The following is an 18,399-nucleotide window of genomic DNA, read 5'->3' as shown; positions in this document are numbered from 1 at the left end:
CTGCTTCCCGTCCTCCCCGGCGTCTCCCGGATCAGACTGCCCTCAGCTACAGCGATCATGCTGCGACACAATCACTTCAAAGGCCTCTCACCTCCGAACCGGAAAACAGCGCCTCGTGGCGCACGACCGTGTACAGATAGTCGTAGCCGAGCGTTTCCGCGTGTCGTCGAATGGCGACAGTGTGCCTGTCGGCATTCGACTCGGAGAGGTCATACCGAACGACGCCAACGGCTTTCGGTAGATCGAATGCGATCTTCTCTGGCGTGTCGGCGATTTGGGTGGTAATCATGGAGTCCCCCGGAACTATTCGGGTGTGCCGGTCAACATTTCACCTTCGATTGCTCGTCATCGGTGGGGTTCGAGAGCCACCGTCCGAGCGCAGCACCCATGTCACACCTAATTCGGTGTGCAGGCAAGTTTTTCAAGAAAATGGTCGGCTTCGAAATAACGCAGCTGCGGTCATGGAGAGGTAATCCCGCAGGTAACGACCAAGGAGGAAGCTCGATGCCAGCTCAGCCGAAGACCTTCTCGATCCCCCGAAGCCAGCTCGCCCGCATCCTGATGATGCTCCACAAGGACTCCGGGCTCTACATCAAGGACGTTGCGGAGCAGATCAACGTCCACCACACCACGGTGGCGAAGATGCTCAAGGGGCAACCTTGCAACCTGAAACCGATCTACCTCGACAAGCTGTGTGATGTCTACCGAGTAGACCGTGAGACCAGGGCCAGCCTGAAAACGCTTGCCGCCGAGGCGGAGTCCGCTACCGACTGGTGGTACGACTTCAACGACGTGCTCTCTCCCCACAAGCTCGACGTCTACATCAACCTCGAACGTCTGGCCACAACGTTCACGATCTACCAAAATGAACGCTTACCAGGCCTATTGCAGACCGACGAGTACGCCCGGGCCCTGTTCCGAACAAACCCTGACCTCACACCCGAGGAGGTCGAACGCCATACTCGAGTTCGGATGCGCCGCCAGGATATCCTCTGCAAACCCGACTTCCGGCTGAACGCGATCCTGGACGAAGGCATAATCCGTCGAGCACTCTGTCACGATGGGTTTGCCGCTGGCCACGTACGCCACATCTTGGAGCTCTCGGCCCTGCCCAACGTCACCATTCAGCTAGTTCCACTCGATATAGGCATTTACAGAGGAACCGAAATGGGCCCCTTCCTCATCCTCGACTTCGACCGACCTGACGACCCGATCGCAGACACCCCGGTCGTGTTCCTAGAGGGTGGGCCGTACGGTGGCAATCTCTATCTCCAGAAGCCGGAACAGGTTGCCCTGTATCGTGATTCATGGTCCGACATCCAAGACTCGGCACTGAGTACGGCACAAACCCGCGCCTACTTGTCCGAGGTCGCAAAGGAGATCTCACGGTGACTACAACTTCCTCCAACTGGTTCAAGAGCAGCTACAGCAAGACAGGCAACGAATGCGTCGAGGTCGCCTTCCTCACCCCCAACACCGTCGGAGTCCGCGACTCCAAAAACCCCACCGCCCCCGCCCTCACCTTCACCCCCGCCGAATGGGACGCCTTCACCGCCGTCCTCACCTCCGGCACCTTCGACCACCCCGCATAGCCGAAATACCTCCGAAACCGAACAGCGTCCCCCGAACCGCTCCGTCCGAATTCTATTCTGCCCGAGTCGGTTCGGAGGAGGCTGATTTTCGCATCGACTCCACCTCGTCATTCCATCGCGAGGTGGCGCAGCGAACTTCCTCAGGCGTGGGCAACCCCACACGAGTGGCCCACGGTCTACTGAAGTCATCGTGCGACACGACAACGGGAGGGCGCGCGAAAGGGGGTGGTACGAGCAGGCATGGTCTCATGCCTACCCAACCGCCCCACCGCGGTGAAACCGGCCACGCACCAACCCCTGGGAACCAATCATCAAGGAGCCGAACGATGACCGCCATGGAAGAGGCGCGCCGCTGGCTTGCCGCGGAGGGCGTCGTTCAGGTCGACGAAGACGTCTGGCTCGCCGAAAGTCGACAGCTATCCCCCAACGACGTGGCTCACGAGTGGGCCGGCGCAATGCTGGGTGATCCCGATCTCGACGAGTCCGGCCGGCTGCGACTGGGCTTCGGGCTCCTGGACTTGGTCGACGAATACTGGGTCACCTGCGAAATCGGCTTCCTGATCGCCCACACCACGGATCCCCTTGTCCACCAGGTGTTATGGCGCGAGTACCGGTCGCGACTCGAGGCGCCGGAGGCAACCGAGGCGATCGACTATTCGCTGTGGGTCCACTGGTTCGAGGATCGCACCACGGTCGAAACAGCATTCGCTCAGGTGCTCGGCGACGATACCGGGAAATTGCACTCCGGCGACGCCGCGCTGCTCCGTCGAGCCCAGCGGGTGCTCGAGATCTCGGGCCCGGTGCCGTGGACGCTGAAGGAGCCGGTCTACCTGACGGCAGTCGAGGTGCCCGAGCTCCAGCGTGCCCTCTTCAGGGGGCTGCTCACCAGCTACCACGACGTGTACGGAGACCTCGAGCCCGAACCCGCTCTGCGCCTGCTGGCACGCCTTCCACCCGACGTCGAACACTTCGACACGCTGTGCGCGGTCCTTCGAGCCGGACACCGCAAGCACTATCTCAGTCCGGAAGCGTGGACCAGCGCGGCCGGCGACACGAAGTGACGGCCGTCGGCCCGAGCACCATAGGACTGCGAACCCCTTCGCTTAGAGCGCATCTGAGAACTCGTTTCGGATGGCGGGATGCGCGGCTATTCGCGATGTTCGAGCGCTAGGGCGCTCTGCGTTCCAGGCGGTTCAGTGTTGCCGACCGCAGCGCGGTGGAGTCGACGCCAAGGGCTTCGAGGGCTTGCGTGGCGATTGCGTCAGTGTCGGTATCGAGTAGGCCGAGCAGGATGTGCCCGGTGTCGATCTGCACGTCGCCGAGTTCGACCGACGCCTGCAAGGACTTTTGCAGTACTTTCTTGCTCTGCACTGTGAACGCTGGTCGGGGAAACCGGAACGCGCCGGGGCCGAAGGTATCGTCGGCACGACGCTGGATCTCGACCACATCGATACCGATCGACGACAACGCTTCGTTCGCTAACCGGCCTCCGGTCGCCGCAACCCCAGCCTCTCGAGTCAGCCGGATGACCTCCTGACGTACCCGGCCCAATTCGACACCGTGGGCGCCGAGCACTTCACCGGCCACGCCCGAGGTCGCGGCCAAACCCCGATCTGAACCGCCAGTGCCAGAACGGCTTCCGCCCATGCCGCCAGTCGCCCGGTGTAGCCGCCGTGACGACCACGGCCAGAATCAGCATGGACACGGAGACGAGCTGAATGACGCTGGACCAGTACGGGATCAGCACGCTGAACCCAAGCGCGACTTCGCCGTCGACTCCAAAATCCGGCATTGACGAGCGGGAGAGAATGATCCCGTGACAGAGAACGGTTCTGCCCCATGGACGGTCGAGCCCGCCGAGCCGCGTTCGCCCGAGGCGGCCGCCATCCTCCGGCTCTATCTGGCCGAGATGATCAGCCGCTACTACGGCCGTCCCACCGATGACGCGGAGATCGACCGGCACCTCGCCGATGGTTACGATAGCGACGACCTGACCCCGCCGACCGGCCTGCTGTTGCTCGCGCGCCGAACCGGCACGGCCGTCGGCTGCGTCGGCCTGCGCCGCCTCGATGCGCGGACACTCGAGCTGAAACGCATGTTCATCCGCCCCGATGCACGGGGCGACGGCGGCGCCGCCGAGCTGCTGGCGTCGGCGGAGCTCGCCGCCCGCGAACTTGGCGCACACGCGATCCGCCTAAATACCCGCAACGATCTCGTGGAGGCCCGCTCCCTCTACGCTAAGCACGGATACGCGGAGATTCCGCCATACGGCGACGACCCGCTGGCAGATCACTGGTTCGAAAAGAAGCTGGACTGACCGGGAGCAGTGCGCTGCTCAGGAGCCGGAGCACTCACGAGCCCGCCCATCCGGCGCCTCGTCGAGCCGAGGCGCCCAAGACCGGCACGACTGACCGGGGCACTAGGGACGCAGCTGGATCCGAGCCCGTAACGACCGCAGCGAACCCCATGTCGACCACGATAATCGCTCAGAACGGCGCAGGTTGCAGGGCCATGCGGCGATGCACAATGGCCTGGTGTTCGCGATAGTGGGCGACCAGGTAACGATCGTTGCCCGGATGTTCGTAGCTGCCCATATTCCGCTCCCACCAAGTCGGTTCGTACAGCAGGTCGAGTGACTCCGCCGGGGTGAGTACATCGCTGTACGACGGGGCCAGGGCCAGGGCCGACTGCGGCTGCTGGGTTGCACCTACAGCAAATCCATTGCAGGGCACAGTAATACGCTCGAGTCCGCTGTGGTGCCGCCAGTGATGGGCGCCGCCCCGAAGCGTGGAGCAGGTCCAGTATCGGTGAGATTTAATGTCATGATGCCGTTTACAGAGCGGCTGCAAGTTCGCGGGAATAGTCCAGCCGCCGCGAACAGGATCATCATGGTCGAAGGCGACGACATGATCGAGCTCGCAGCGCCGCGACGGTACCGCACAGTCAGGAAAGGCACAGGTCGTATATTGCGCGCGCACGATCGCGGCCACGTCCGCGCGTGGCTGATAGACCAGCGCACCGGGCGGCGGATCACGAAGTTCGCCGTGCCCTATGGTGTCCGCACCGGTTTCGTCCGGGCCCGCGGCGATAGCGTCGGCCCATGCCTCGATGAGTTCCGCCGCACCACTCACCGTGACCGCATCCCTACTCCGCGCCCGCCCGCACGCGCGCGCCGGTATCGCACCGGACCGGCGTACGCTTCCCCGGGCGAGAATATTCCGACTGGGCGGCGACGGTAGCGGCTCCCGCTCGACGGAATCGCCAGTCCCAAAGCGTAATTCGATATCGTCCAGAGCAGCGGCCAACGCAGCGTATGTTCCGTTCGCCCGGGCCGGCGCGGATGGGGCCTCTCGTTCCACGGGCGCGACTGATCGTGCGTCAATTCCAGTTGTTGCACAGCAGATTTCCGATCCCTGGGCCGCCGCAAGCTCCATTGCGGGCAGGGCAGGAGACCCGTTTGCCGATGTGCGATCTGCATTGCCGACGCCGGAAGATGCTGCATTGCTCGCAGTTTCGTCTACGCCCTCGCCCGCGATAGTGCTGCGCGCCAAGGCATCACGGGTGTCGGTGATGATCGCCCGCCACGTGGCATCCTGCGCTAGAGCGCGGGCAACCTCCGCGTCGACGGGTGCACCGTCGGGCAGAGTGGCGGGGTTGTCGGCCAGGCCGAGTAGGGTTTCCGCATCGACAACGACCTCGACCAGCGGCTTGCGCCGCGAGGGGGCGGGCTGGGTCCCCTTCGGGCAGTCGGCTTGTCCACAACCGCAGACCAGGGCCGCCTCGCCATGCAGCAGTGCCATCAACCCGTCGGCTCGCAGCGCGCTTTTGCTGCGGGGATCGTTCGAGCACACGGTGGCGGTGATCTCGCACAGTAGCGCGTCGGCCTGACTACCCTCGGCATCGGTCACACAGGCGGTGAGCCAGGATAATCCGTGCCCGCCCCGGCGAATGTACGCTCGCCGGTCGGTGCTTGCCCGGCGACGGCACGCCTCGGCGGCCTCGTCCGGATCTGCCGCCAACCATAGTTTCCACAGTTGCGCACGCAAGGCCGACGGCGTGAATTCCGCTGCGGCACACGCAACTTGCTCTTCCAATAGACTGAGGGTGCGCGGGCTCGCGTCGTCGCCGAATACGGTGGTGGTCATGCGAAGCTTGGCATAGTCGATCTCACCGCGGGCGACGCTTCCTCCGAGAATCGGCATGCGTAGCAGCAGTGCTGCGGCCTCGACGTAACCTCGGGCCGTAGTGTGCGAACAGTGTAGGCGGGCACTGATTTCCGAGAAGGTGTCGTTCCCCGCCAGCACCGCGTCCGCACCCCGATCGGCGGCGGCGATCATGCGATGTTCCCACAGTTCCATGGCGGCCAGAATCTTTCGGTGGCACGCGACATTCTCCACTGTTCTCGCATACTCGAGATCGGCGAGGCAGGATCGCGCATCGGACGGATCACTCGGATCCGGATACGCGGCAATCCTGGGCATCCCCTCCACCATGCCCTCAATTCTACCCGCGCAAAATCAGACACGCCACCAATTATATTGGTAGACAGCATTTTTCGGCGTGTCGAATCTGGGGGGACGCCGGGTGTGCGGGTGCCACCCGCCCGCATACCCTGCCCCAGAGCGGGTTTCGACCCGGCACCCCTCACGGATTGTCGGCCAGCACCGCATCCAGGATCTACCGAGCCCGTTTCACCCCTACCTCACACCCCTCATGCCGCGAGCGGGAACACCCGGACCGCGGACCGGAGTCGATGAGCAACCGGGTGCCGGTCAACCAGCGCACCGCCCGCCGAACCAGCTCACTATCGGCGGGCCCTAGCGCCGGAAGGACGACATACACACTCGACGTACACCACCGCCGCCACTGCGATCCGTCCATCAGGCGGGCCCGGATCGATCTGAGACCATCCGCGGACAATGCACCAGAATCATTGGTTCGTTGCCACGCTGGTCGTCGGGTTCTTCGCCGGATGGGTGTCTCAGAACCCTGGAACGTCGACAGTGCTGATGGCTGCGGCGACGTTCCCTGTGCTGTTGTTCTTCGGGCTCATTGCCAGCATCGACTCTGTTCCTCTTGGGGTGCGTACCACTGCTGGCATCCTTGCTGAGTTCGTTGGGGACATCTGTTTGGCCGTGGTAGGCGTTGTGGTCTATTCGTGGGTTCGCCGCATCATTCGGGGGCGTCGGGCGTGGTCTGCGGCTACCGAGCTGAGCGGTGTTCGCCAGGAGGGCCGTTGAGCGGAGAGGGAATCGAGTGGCAAGCTCCGGAGGGGCGCGGCAGTACTTCGGAACCGGTGTTGATGGGTGTGACTCGTTCATGTCTCCGGCGGCTGCGTGTGAGATGGGGGTTGGCGGGTGTGCTGATTCGGTCCCCCATCCGGGCGCACACCGACCGGCGACCATCAGGCCCCAGGCCCGCCGGGTGTCGGACGGGTGTAGGTCAGTCTTGTTCTGGCAGCAGGTAGGCCAATGCGGAGTCGGCTCGGTATCCCGCGGGCAGACTCTCGAACAGAATCAGGTCGGCGGTGGTGTTGTCCGTACGCAGGTTGCGGATCTCCAGGTACGCCGGGGATTCGTACCAACCGCGGGCCGCTTCGATGGTGGGGAACTCGATAATGATCAGGTCGCCCTTCCAGTCTCCTTCGATTGTGTCGGCACTCGGGTTTCCGTGGGTGCGGAAGACTCCGGCGAACGGCTCCAGCGTGGCATCGACTCGGCGGAGGTACTCGACAATCTCCGGGCCGAAATTCGTGCTGTGAACATGGGCGATGATGTATGCCGTCATGGCATCCTCCTTGATAGGCATGTGGTGTCCAGTGACGAGAAAAGTCGCACTGAGCTCGGCAGAATGGTGTGATGATGAGCGGCAAAGTGCCGCAGCGGCGGCCACCGGCGGACCCGGGTCACTGGCTCAGGCGCCCGCGGGCACCTTGTCCAGGAACCCGAGCACCTGGGTGATCCGGCCGTCCGCGCCGATCACCGCGACATCGAATCCGATGACCAGCGGCTCACCGCCGGGACGCCCGAGGTGCCAGGTGAACCGCGCGATGTCATGGTGGGCGTCGACCGGTCCGCCGAGGCTGAACTCCAACCCCGGGAACTGCCCCTGCACCGCGGCGATGGTGGCCTCCAGACCGGCATGCCCGGCGACCGCGACCAACGGATCGGTGTAGCCGGCATCCTCGGCGAACACACTGGCGACCAGTGCCTGGCGCGCCTGCGGCTCGGTGGCGTTCCAGGCCGCCAGGTAGCCCTCGACCAGCTCGTTCACGTCGCTCATTGCCTTCTCCTTCGTAGTGCTTGCTGCGTTGTGAGCACTACGTTATGGAGATCCGAACCCCCCGGAATCTGTCGCACTTAGGTACCGCCTACCGGCGTCTGCACTCGCCGCCCCGCCCCAGCCACGACCCCGGAACTTCGGCGAACCCGCGCGAGAGCGTCGAGGTTCCAGATCTACGGGGGCCTGTGGTCACCGACCAATGCCGATCTGGCCGTCGGGTGCGACCACATCACCGTCATCGCACCCGCCGCCCATCTGGTCCCCGACCACGTTCTCCACGACGAAATCACGCTCATCGGAACAGAACTCGACTCGGTACGGATCATCGCCCCCGGTGCCGCATCGCCGGCCGCGATGGACACCGACATCAACGACCGGCTCGCATGGAGCCCGGCCTATCGCTCCGGGCTCCTGCAGGCAGGCCGATCCTAGTGATCCATATCGTCCATTTTCTTTGCAGCGTCGGTCATTCCGCTGCCGAACTTGTCGAGCGAGTCGGTCATGTTGTCGCCGCCCGAGAGCAGGTTCTTGCTCGAGGTGTCGTACCCCTTTTCGCCCTCGGTGAACTTGTGACCGTAGTCGTCGTTGCCGAACGGGTTGCCCTTGATGTGCAGGTTGTTCCGGAGCGTGTCGAACACGTTCTTCACCCGGCCCCCGGCATCGTTCATCGTGCCGGCGGCCACGCGCAGCTCGTGGGTGTTGACCCTGACCTTCTTCTCGCCAGCCATCTCGATCTCCTTACCTCGGCCGTGATTTCGTGTCAGTAGCGATCCTCATAGCCTGCCTCCCACTGGGTTTCGACGCGATCCATGAGATTGTCGATGTCCCGCTGGATGCGGCGGACGAAGGCCTCCGGGCCGGCGCCCACCGCGATGGGATGGTCATCCATCGTCATGACGTAGCGGCCGTCTCCGATCACGTCGCGCCACATGATCTTTTCCTCGCGGATGCCGCGCGGCCCGTACATCGAGCGGCCCTGCACGATCACGACCGTGCCGGTCAGCCTGGCGCGGGTCTGCCAGAACCGCGCCGAGATCTGGGCGGGCGGCTCGTCGTCGTCATCGTCGCGGAAGAAGCTCGACCCGCGGTTGCCCACGTGCTCGGCGGGATCGATGATCATCGGGGTGTTGGGCAGCCGGCCCGCCGACACCATCGGCAGCGCGTTGACGACCTCGTTGGCCAGGGCATTCGGGTCGCATTCGGTCACGACGAAACCGTCCGTGTGCCACATGGATTTACCGGGCTTCTGCACGAAGCTGAACGCCTGCGCGCCGCTGCGGGCGAAGTGCATGTACATGTTCTTCGCGCCGTTGTCCTGGTCGATCTCGTCCCAGCCGTGCACCCGAATGTACAGCTCGGGTGCACACAGCACATCGACCATCGAGTCCCAGATCGGATCCCACCTGGCCTGCAACTCCTCCCAGGTCTTCTCCTTCAGGCGACCGGCCTCGTCGATCGTCATCGGCTCGTCGAGGGTGTAGTACAGCGGGTCGGGCATCGACCCGCTGCGATACCTGTCGCAGATCACCTGGAATTCGAGTCCGGTGAAATTCCACTGCTCACTCACGGTTCGATCACCGGCCTCACCTTGTCAACCGGATCGAGCACATCGTCGAGATTCGATGCGCCATCCAGATATTTGGCTCTCTTGTGTTCCTTGGACCCGCCGCCCTGCTGGCCGCCGCCGGCGCCCATGCCGCCCATCGGCGGCATCCCGCCGCCCATCTGCTGGTTGCTCTGCTGGCCGGGATCGGCCGGATTCTGCACATCCCCGATCTGGGCCCGCGGGAACAGCTTCGACACATCGGCAGGGGCATCGAGGGTCGCGGCGACGTGCTGACCGGCCGCATCGATCTGGTTCCCGACGTCCTGCAGCTGATGACCGGCGTCGGCGAGCCCGGCGCCGATGCTGCTCAACGCATTTCCGAGCATGCCGGGCAGCTGGCCCGCGCCCGAGGCGACCGCGTTGATGATCCCGGGCAGGATGCCGGACAGCAGGCCGCCCAGGTCGCTGCCCAGGCTGCCCAGTCCGGAACCGCCGCCGAACAGGCTGCCCAGGCCCGCGCCCGACATGCCCGCGGCCTGTTCTCCCGCCAGGAACCCGGCCGAATAGCCTGCGGCATAACCGGATGCGCCGTAGCTGCCGAAGCCGGAACCGCTGCCGAAGCCGAACGAGCCGCTGCCGTAGGCTCCGGAGCCACTGCCGAAGGCATAGCCGGAACCGGACAGCAGACCGAACCCGGAACCGGACAGCAGACCGAAGCCGGAACCCGACAGCAGACCGAAGCCGGAACCGCTACCGCCGCCGTAGGATCCGCCGTATTGGCTCGCCAGCGAGGCCATTGCCGCGGAGTACGCCGCGGCGTACGCGGAGGCCGGGTTGAGCGCGGAGGTCTGGCTGCCGTTGGTCGACCCGGCCGAGCTCGAGTTGTAACCCGCTTGGCCGCCGAAGGTTCCGGGGCCGCCGCCGGTGCCGCCGCCCGTGCCGCCGCCGGTGCCAGGGCCGCCGCCCGCGCCGTAGGTGCTGCCCGAGCTGCCACCGCCGTAGCTGCCGCCGCCGCCACCGCCGGTGCCGGTGCCACCGCCGGTGCCACCACCGCCCTGGCTGCCGCCGCCACCGCCACCGCCCTGGCCGCTGCCGCCGCCGCCACCGCCCTGGCCGCTGCCGCCGCCGTACGAGCCGCCACCGCCGCCGCCCTGGTTGCCGCCTCCGCCGCCGTTGTGCGCCGCGTTCTCACCGGCCTGGAAGCCCGCGGAGTAACCGGCCGAGTAACCGGCGCTGTACCCGCCCATGCTGCTGTTGCCGGAGCCGTTGCCGCCGCCGGAGCCGTTGCCGCCGCCGGTCCCGCTGCCCGAACCGGTGCCACTGCCCGAGCCGGTACCGCTTCCGGTGCCACTGCCGCCCGCGCTGCCACTGCCGGTACCACTGCCGGTACCGCTGCCGCTGCCCGTGCCGCTGCCGCTGTTGGACCCGCTCGAGCTGGCGTTACCGGTGCCCTGACCGAGGACGGTAATCAGCGGAAGGCCGCCGAGCGCGCCCTTGATGCCGGGCACATAGGTGTTGTTGTAGGTGTTCAGGTACCCGTCGCGCCACTTCTTGAGGGTGCAACTGGCTCGCCAGTGGTGCCAGGCCTCCCAGGTGTTGTCGGGCATATTGTCGAACGTGGACTTCAGGAAACCCGAGGTGTACTTCAGGACCGTGGAGAGCTCGTTGATGCTGTCGCTGAAGGCGTGCGCGCCCTTTTCGAAGCGCCCGATGGCCTTCATGGCGTCGTCCGCGCCGATACCGGTCCACATATCGGCCTTGATGTTCGCCAATTGTGTTGTCAGCGTGCTGATGTCCTGGGCCATCTGGTTGGCCATCCAGGCGTATCGGGTGCCCGCGATGTCCGTGTTCCAGTCGCTGCCGATCATCTTGCGGCCGAAGTTGTAGAAGTCGTCGAACGTCCACGAGCTCGCATCCGAGATCGACACCGTCTGAGTGGTGTCGTGATTCTGCGGGGTCGTGGGCGTGTTGTTGTCCTCGCTCACACCGAAATCCGAAGCGCCCGGAGGGTTTCGGTTGTTCGGATTGTTGTTCAGGGCCGCCCCGGCGATGCTGTTGAGATCGTCCGTGGACTGGCCCTCCGCCTTGCGGTAGGCCTTGAGCGCGTCGAGGAACGTGTTCTCCATGTTCGTCAGGATCTGGGTCAGGCCCGAGATCCCGTCGAGAATGGTGCCGCCCTTTTGGTTGTAGATGTTCGTGAGCTCGGTGCCGCCCAGCTCGTTCGTGATGGGCGGGATGGCGTTCATCTGGTTGTCGGTGATGTACTTGGAGTACACCCCCATCTGCTGGATCAGCTCGTTGACCGCCTGCGCGCTCTTCTTGAACACCTCGTCGGCGGCCTTGATCTGGGTGTTGATGCCCAGGGAACCGTTCTTGGCGCCGTTGTCGAGGTTTTTCCAGTCGGTCAGGTCGAAGCCGGACGTGTCGTTGGGACCGCCGGTGGATGTGCCGAAACTCCCTCCGTTACTACCGCCGCTACCGCTTGCCGCAACCATGCTCTGCCATCTCCCTCATAAAGTTCATTAACGTCCGCTCGGCCTGCCGCCACGCTCAGTCCGCGGGTGGATCACCTGTGGTGGGCGCCTTGGTGACCACCTCCGGGGTCACCTTGTTCCCCGAACGTGCCTGTGCGCCTGCGGAACCGCCCATCGTGAACTTGACGTCCACGTCGGCCTCCGGCTCCTCCGGCGCGATCTCCTCGTCCGGCGACATCATCAGCACCGACTTGGGTATCGCACGCTTCTTCGGGGGCGTCTTCTTCTTGGCGCCCTTGCGGGCCGGCTTTCCGCCGCCCTCGCCCTCGCCCTCGGGCTTCTGGGCGCCGCCCGCGGATCCCGGTGATCCGCCACCGCCCTGGGACGGTGCGGCCGGGGTCTGGTCCTGGGCTGCCGGGTTGTGCTGCAACGCATCCGGGGAGGCATGTCCGGCCCCGGGGCCGCCCGCGGCGGACGTGCCACCGCCGCCCCTCGTGACCGCGGCCATGCCCTTGGCCGCGTCGGGGCCGTACTCCGCGGCCGGGTCCTGTTGTCCGCCGGCCGAATCGGCGGATCCGCCGCCACCGTGGCCGCCGGCCGTCCCGGATCCGTCGTGCCCCAGGGAATTCACCAGGTCCTGCGCGCCGAGCGAGGGCATCGAATTCTGTCCCGAGAGTGCGTTGGTCAGCGCCGGGTTGGCCGAATTCGCCAGGCTGGACAGGTCGTTCAGGCCCGACAGGCCGTTCGTCCCGGTCAGTCCGTTGAGGCCCTGCTGCAGGCCCGCCAGGTTGCCGAGTCCGGGCGGACCCTGTTGCGCCTGAGCGGCATTCAGCGCGTTCGCCAATTGTTGCGGGGACAGATGCGAGAGCTGCGCCAACTGCTGCGGGGTCATGTTCCGCAGTTCGGACAGCTGCGAGGGCGACAACCCCGCCAGCTCCGAGGCGGGCATGCCCGACAACGCCGACTGCTGCTGCGGCGAAAGTCCCGAGAGCGCACCGAGTTGCGACGGCGACAGCGCCGACTGCTGCGCCGGAGTCAGGCCGGTCAGGCCCGCCAGCTGCGCCGGCGACATACCGGCGAGCTGCTGCGGGGACAGCCCCGCCAGCGCCTGCTGCCGGCCGGGCGACAGGCCCGCCAGCGTCTGCTGCTGCGCGGGCGAGAGCGCCGAGAGCTGCTGCGGCGAGAACTGCGAGAGCCCGCCCAGCTGCGACGGCGACAGGCCCGACAGCCCGGGCACATTCGACAGACCCGAGAGCGCCTGGGGTGAAAGCCCGTTCAGTCCACGAAGGTTCGACAGGCCCGGCATATTCGCCATGTTCGACAGACCGGACAGCTGTGCGGGCGACAGGTTCGGCATCGACATGCCCGGCGGGCCGCCGTGCAGGCCCGCGGCCGCCTGGTTGGCCATGTTGTGCAGCGCCGACAGGTCGGGCATGTGGTGCGAGCCGCCGCCCCCGGCCGTGTGTACCCCGGGGAAGTGATCCCAGTTGTGGGACCAGGGCGGGGGCCAGTTGCCGCCCGGCCAGTTACCACCCGGCCAGTTGCCGCCGGGCCAATTCGGCGGGGGCGGCATGTTGATGTTCGGCGGGCCGTTCTGGAACTGCGGGTCCTGCGCGAGCCACTCCTCGGCGATCGGCGCCTCGGGCGCCTGGTATTCGAAGGGATCGGGCGTCTGCGCGGGCGCCTCGTAGCGCGACCAGTTGGACTTGACCGGGACGATCTGGCCGCCGGTGAGGTGTTCGCTGAGGCGGTCGACGGGTGGGCGCTGGGTGCCGTCGGGCTCGTTGACGTGCACCTTGCCGTTCTCGTCGACCGTCCAGGTGGTGCCGTCGGGGCGGCTGCCCTCCTCGGTGCCGTCCGGATGGGTGTCGCGGACCGCGCCATCCGAGCGCGTATCCCGGCTGCTGCCATCGGGTTTCGTGGAGCTGATCATGCCGTCCGGGCGGGTGGTGCGCGTATTGCCTTCCTGGTCGGTGAATTTCACCCCGCCCTTGCCGACCTCGGAGACCGAGTCGTCGTGGAAGACCTTGAAACCGTCGGAGGTGTTCTCCAGCGTCGAGCCGTTGGAGAGTTTGACCGTGCCGCCCTTGGTTTCGATCGGCAGCTTGTCCTCGCCACCCGTGCCGCCCTCCTCGCCGGGCCGGGTGACGGTGACGTTGCCCTTCGAATCCTTCTCATAGGTGGTGCCGTTCGGGTCGGTGACCTTGACCGTGCCCTTGTCGTTCACCGAGAGCTCGGTGCCGTCGGGGCGGTTCAGGCCGACGGAGGGAGGCTTGTGGTCGCCGAAGAGCTGGTCCTTCAGGCCCGGGGTCTCCGGGCCCTTCTCCACCGTCGTGGTGGAGCCGTCCGGGTACTTGGTCGTGCGCCCGCCCAGTGGATTTGCCGCATCGTTGATGGTGTGGACGGTGCCGTCGGGCTCCTTCACGGTCACCGCGCCGTGCGGCTCCATGGTCTGCTCGGTGCCGTCGTGGCCGGACACCACCGTCGGGCCGTCGGGGCTGTGCTGCACGACGGTGCCGTTCGGCTTCGCCAGCGTGGTGTTGCCGTTGTTTTCCTCGAATGTCGTTGTGCCGTCGTGCTTGACGGTGGTTTCGGTGCCGTCGGGGCTCTTGGTGCGCACGGAACCGTCGGGGTGCACGGTGTGGCCGGTGCCGTCCGGCCTGCCGAACGTGATCTCGTGATCCTTGGTGACCGTGACCATGTGGTCCGCGTCGCCGGGATGCGAGAGGTGGATGTCGCCCTCGCCGTCGACGGTGATCTTGGTGCCGTCGGGCGCGGTCATGTGCACGCCGTCGCCCTGCTTGCTCCACGTGGCGTCGTTGCCGACCCAGTTCTCCTTGGAGCCGGATTCCTTTCCGCCCGAGCCGAATCCGGTCTTCTCGCCGTCGCCGGAGACGAACTCCGCGGAGCCGTTCTTCTTCACCGTGATGGTGGAGCCGTCCGAACCGGTGGCCTTGACCGACCCGTTGGAGCTCACCTGCACCTTGACGGATTTGCCGTCGGGGCCGAAGAACTCGACGGCGTGCTCGCTGAAGTTGCCGGAGCCGAACGTGTCCGAGAACTTGCCCTTGATCGATCCGATCGTCCCGGGCGAATGCCCGGACCCCTCGGACTCGCTCGGCCGGTGCACGATGAACCGGTGCGGGTCGTCGCCGCTGCGGCCCACCGCGATCGGGCCGCCGTCGGACTTGATCAGGTGCGTCGTGCCGTCGGGCGAGCTGGTACGGATGTCGCCGCCGGAATCCTTGTCCCACGAACCCTTGTCGGAGGGCACCTCGTGGCTCGAGCCGTCCGGATGGGTCACCTTCGTGGGCTCGCCCGGCCCGAAATCGACCTTCCCGCCCTCCGGGTCGTGCGTGGTGGTGTGGCCGGACGGGGACTTGAATTCCGTTGAGCCGTCGGGCTTCACGGTGGTCGTCGAGCCGTCCGGGCCGGTGGTGCGCACGCCGCCGCCGTCGGGCAGCACCGTGTGCGTGACGCGGTGCGGGCGGCCGAAGGTCTGCTGGCCGAACTGGCCCGCGCCCTTGCCGGCCTTGCCCGCCGGAGTGCCGAGCTCGTCGCCGTGGGGATCGGTGAATTTCACCGAGCCGTCGGGGGACACCTTGATCGCGTGGTCGTCGCCGGGGCGGTGGATCACGATGTTGCCCTCGGAATCGACGGTGTGCTCGGTGCCGTCGTGCGAGGTGACCGTGAAGCCGAACTCGTCGTGCTTCTGCCAGCCCTGCTGGTCCGTGGGCACCGTGTGTTCCGTGCCGTCCGGCGTGGTGACCTTCGTCGGTGCGCCGGGCGCGAATTCGACCTTGGTGCCGTCGGGCAGGTACTTCGTCGTCGGGGCGCCGGACTTCGAGACGACGGTCTCGCCGTCCGGTTTGACGGTGATGCTCCCGTCCGGCCGCGGGAATTTCACCGACCCGTCGCGGCCGTAGCTGTGCGGCGCGGCGGGGCCGCCGCCGTCGACCCCCGCGTGCGAGCCGACGAAGACGAAACCGTCCTGGACGTGCACCTCGGTGCCGTCGGGCAGGTGAACGGTGATGCTGCCGTCCGGGTTTCGCTCCCAGGACGGCTCGCCGGGCGTGCCGTCGTGGGAGATGCCGCCCGGGCCGTCATGGTGCCCGCCGAGGCCGCCGGTGTCCAGGCCCGCATGGGGGGTCGCGTCGTCATGCGGTCGGGAACCGTAGGGGGGCAACGGGTTATCGTTCGAGGCGCCCGATCCGGACCGGCCGCCGCCCGTGGTCTGCGGGGTGCTCTGAGGTGTGCCGGAGCCATCGCCGGGGGTGGCCGACGGCTTGACCGTGCCGCCCTGGTTGTTGTCCAGCGCGCCCGGCCTGCTGCTGGACGGGGTCGAGGACCCGTCGCCCAGGGCGCCCGGCCTGCTGCTGGACGGGGTCGAGGACCCGTCGCCCAGGCCGCTGACCGGGGCGCGGTTGCTGGGGGGCGGGCCCGAGGGCACGGAGCGCACGGAGCTGCTCGAGCCCGCGGCCGGACCGCTCGGGGTACTCGGAGTGCCCTTGGAGGAGGCCGACATCGGGCTGCTCTGCTCGTTGTTGCCGCCCGCACCCGTCGAGGAGGCCGAGGCCCGGGTGGGCGAATTCCCGACCGGTGTGGACGAATTCGATTCGAGCGGGCTCGACGACGACGGCGTCACCGGCCGGTTCGTCGAGGGATCCGAAAGCGGCGAGGAGTCCGGCGACCCGCCCGGCAGGGGGCTGCTCTGCTTGTTCCACGGGTTGGCCTGGTCGATCGGGCTGACCGGGGATTCGTTGCCGGTGAGCGGGCCGTCCTCGCCGGGGCCCAGTGGGCTCACCGGCTCGTCGCGCACCGGGGGGACGTCGGTGTTGATGCTCAGCTGCGGGCGCTGGACGGTGCCGTCGCCGTTGCCGCTCGCGGAGAAGCCGGAGTCCGAGCTCGAACGGCCACTGCCCGAGGTGATTCCGGTCGTGGGCTGGTTGTTGCCGTCCGAGCTCGCGGCCGCGTGCTGGTTGTTGCCATCCGAGTTCAGGCCCGCGTGCTGGTTGCCCGAGCCGTCCGACAGTCCGCCCTTCGAGCCGCCGGAATTGTCGTAGGACGAGTAATTTTGCTCGTTGCCACCGGAATTGCCTGTGGGCGTGGACTTCTCGTTGTTCACCCCGGAATTCTCCGGGGCCTTCTGCGAGTTGTTGCCGTCCTCGGAAGTGCCTATGGGCGTGGACTTGTCGCTGTTGCCGGTGGGGGTCGGCGTCGAGGTGGTCTTCGGCGCGGGGGGTGACTCTCCGCCGGCCGGAGTAGTGCTCTTGCTATTCGAATTCCCCTGTTCACCAGGATTATTCGTAGACTTCGGCGCGCCGTTGTTGTCGCCCGGAACCGTAACCGGCTCCTGATTGGGCGTGTGCTGTTCGTTCGAGACGGGGGGTGTCTTGAAGGCGCCCGGTGAGTTGTTGCCGAATTCCTCACTGCCGCCGTGATATCCGGCCGGAGTGGTGTTGGGAATGTCCTCGCCGAGCCCGTAGGGCTTGTTCGAACCCCAGGACCCGCCCTCCGGGGTGAAGTTCGGCACTTCGAAGTTCTTGACCCCGCCGAACTGGGGCCCGTCCTTGTAGGACCGGACGCCGCCGCCGAGACCGCCGTGGATGGCGCCACCGGCCCAGCCCGCCCCGTTGCTGAAGCCACTCCAGTCGCCGGTGATCAGACCGCCCGCGACATTCGTCGCAACGTTGCCGAATTCGCCACCGGCCGCGCCGACCAGAATGCCCTTGCCGGTGCGGATCCACGGGTTGGACATGTCCTGGAAGATCTTGCCGGCCTGCTTGCCGAACCAGTCGCCGAACATCTTGCCGCCGGCGCCGCCGAGCGCGCCGCCGGCCAGCGCGGTGCCGAACTCCTTGACGTCGAAGTTCTTTCGCTTGCCGTCCGCCATCTGGCCCAGCTGCACCGCAGCGTCGACGCCACCGGAGATCAGGGCCGACTTCAGGATCTCGAGGACGAACTTGCTGGCCAGGCTAATGAACTTCTCGCCGAGGAACTTCGCGACCTGCGACAGGATGCGCTCGCCGATCATTCTGGCCAGGAACCGCACGACCACCTGCGTGATGCCGATCGAGGCGGCCTCCTGCGCGGGCGCGGTCGGCGGGAACAGCCACGCCCAGGCGATCTCGATGGCCAGGGCGATCAGCGAGATGATGACCATGAGCTTCGCGGCCTGCACCTGCGTACCCATGTTGAAGGCCGCGTCGCCGAGCGAATCCATATAGTCGGCAAGCTGATCGAGCGACTGATCCCCGGACAGCAACTGGTCGAACATCTTCGACACGCCGTCCGAGCCGCTGCCCTCGGGATAGGCGGACACGGCCTGGCTCTTGGCCGTCTGGATGTCGGAATCTATCTCGCGCAGCGCCTTCGCGGCGTCCTTCCAGTAGCCCGAGACATCCCAGATCGCGTCCTCGTCGCCGTCGGGCCACTCGCCTCCCGCGACATAGCCCAGCCAGCGAAGCTCAGGTGGTAGATAGAGGCCCATATCGGTACAACCCGC

The 18,399-nt window shown here is 66.4% G+C and carries 14 protein-coding genes; 5 read left to right on the top strand and 9 right to left on the bottom strand.

Going from position 1 to position 18,399, the window contains the following annotated elements; translation table 11 throughout:
* Positions 1-76: 76 nt before the first annotated feature.
* Positions 77-289 (bottom strand): hypothetical protein, encoded by a 213-nt coding sequence (locus KO481_RS38735; RefSeq protein WP_215923526.1) that lies wholly within the window; start codon positions 287-289, stop codon positions 77-79.
* A gap of 215 nt (positions 290-504) precedes the next feature.
* Between KO481_RS38735 and KO481_RS38730 the strand changes: the two genes are divergently transcribed.
* The 3 genes from KO481_RS38730 (at position 505) to KO481_RS38720 (ending at position 2,653) form a co-directional block, all read left to right on the top strand.
* Positions 505-1,392 carry a helix-turn-helix domain-containing protein gene (locus tag KO481_RS38730; RefSeq protein ID WP_215923525.1) on the top strand — a complete coding sequence of 296 codons (888 nt, stop codon included), beginning with the start codon at positions 505-507 and terminating at the stop codon, positions 1,390-1,392.
* Positions 1,389-1,592, top strand: a complete 204-nt coding sequence (locus KO481_RS38725) for a DUF397 domain-containing protein (RefSeq protein WP_308166946.1) — start codon at positions 1,389-1,391, stop codon at positions 1,590-1,592. Before KO481_RS38730 ends, KO481_RS38725 begins: the two co-directional genes overlap by 4 nt.
* Positions 1,593-1,918: 326 nt before the next feature.
* Positions 1,919-2,653, top strand: coding sequence for a hypothetical protein (locus tag KO481_RS38720; protein ID WP_215923523.1), 735 nt, complete (start codon positions 1,919-1,921; stop codon positions 2,651-2,653).
* A 106-nt stretch (positions 2,654-2,759) separates the two neighbouring features.
* On the opposite strand, the gene KO481_RS38715 is transcribed toward KO481_RS38720, so the two are convergent.
* Entirely contained in the window at positions 2,760-3,197 is a 438-nt protein-coding gene (locus KO481_RS38715; protein ID WP_215923522.1) for a Clp protease N-terminal domain-containing protein, read from the bottom strand.
* A 211-nt stretch (positions 3,198-3,408) separates the two neighbouring features.
* Between KO481_RS38715 and KO481_RS38710 the strand changes: the two genes are divergently transcribed.
* Complete coding sequence (locus KO481_RS38710; protein WP_308166945.1) at positions 3,409-3,909, top strand: GNAT family N-acetyltransferase; 501 nt, start codon at positions 3,409-3,411, stop codon at positions 3,907-3,909.
* A 169-nt stretch (positions 3,910-4,078) separates the two neighbouring features.
* Here the strand turns inward: KO481_RS38710 and KO481_RS38705 are convergent, their stop codons facing one another.
* Entirely contained in the window at positions 4,079-6,085 is a 2,007-nt protein-coding gene (locus KO481_RS38705; RefSeq protein ID WP_215923521.1) for an HNH endonuclease signature motif containing protein, read from the bottom strand.
* Positions 6,086-6,511: 426 nt separating this feature from the next.
* On the opposite strand from KO481_RS38705, the gene KO481_RS38700 reads away from it, so the two are divergent.
* Positions 6,512-6,832, top strand: coding sequence for a hypothetical protein (locus KO481_RS38700; RefSeq protein ID WP_215923520.1), 321 nt, complete (start codon positions 6,512-6,514; stop codon positions 6,830-6,832).
* Between the two features lie 202 nt (positions 6,833-7,034).
* Here KO481_RS38700 and KO481_RS38695 read toward each other — a convergent pair whose 3' ends face one another.
* From KO481_RS38695 to KO481_RS38670, 6 genes are all read right to left on the bottom strand, one after another.
* Positions 7,035-7,379: a DUF1330 domain-containing protein gene (locus KO481_RS38695; protein ID WP_245402138.1), complete on the bottom strand. Its 345-nt coding sequence runs from the start codon at positions 7,377-7,379 to the stop codon at positions 7,035-7,037.
* Between the two features lie 126 nt (positions 7,380-7,505).
* Positions 7,506-7,874 (bottom strand): nuclear transport factor 2 family protein, encoded by a 369-nt coding sequence (locus tag KO481_RS38690; RefSeq protein ID WP_215923518.1) that lies wholly within the window; start codon positions 7,872-7,874, stop codon positions 7,506-7,508.
* A 428-nt stretch (positions 7,875-8,302) separates the two neighbouring features.
* Positions 8,303-8,602, bottom strand: coding sequence for a hypothetical protein (locus KO481_RS38685; protein WP_215923517.1), 300 nt, complete (start codon positions 8,600-8,602; stop codon positions 8,303-8,305).
* Positions 8,603-8,634: 32 nt separating this feature from the next.
* Complete coding sequence (locus tag KO481_RS38680; RefSeq protein ID WP_215923516.1) at positions 8,635-9,441, bottom strand: ESX secretion-associated protein EspG; 807 nt, start codon at positions 9,439-9,441, stop codon at positions 8,635-8,637.
* Positions 9,438-11,915, bottom strand: a complete 2,478-nt coding sequence (locus tag KO481_RS44165) for a hypothetical protein (protein WP_281066284.1) — start codon at positions 11,913-11,915, stop codon at positions 9,438-9,440. Before KO481_RS44165 ends, KO481_RS38680 begins: the two co-directional genes overlap by 4 nt.
* Positions 11,916-11,970: 55 nt before the next feature.
* The gene (locus tag KO481_RS38670) at positions 11,971-18,384 is read right to left on the bottom strand and encodes a WXG100-like domain-containing protein (protein WP_215923515.1); all 6,414 of its coding nucleotides are present in this window, start codon (positions 18,382-18,384) and stop codon (positions 11,971-11,973) included.
* Positions 18,385-18,399 lie beyond the last annotated feature (15 nt).

This window comes from Nocardia albiluteola, assembly GCF_018860155.1.
Lineage (GTDB): Bacteria > Actinomycetota > Actinomycetes > Mycobacteriales > Mycobacteriaceae > Nocardia > Nocardia albiluteola.
The sequence above is the reverse complement of the archived record's forward strand: the minus strand, read 5'-3'. Positions and strand labels throughout refer to the sequence as shown.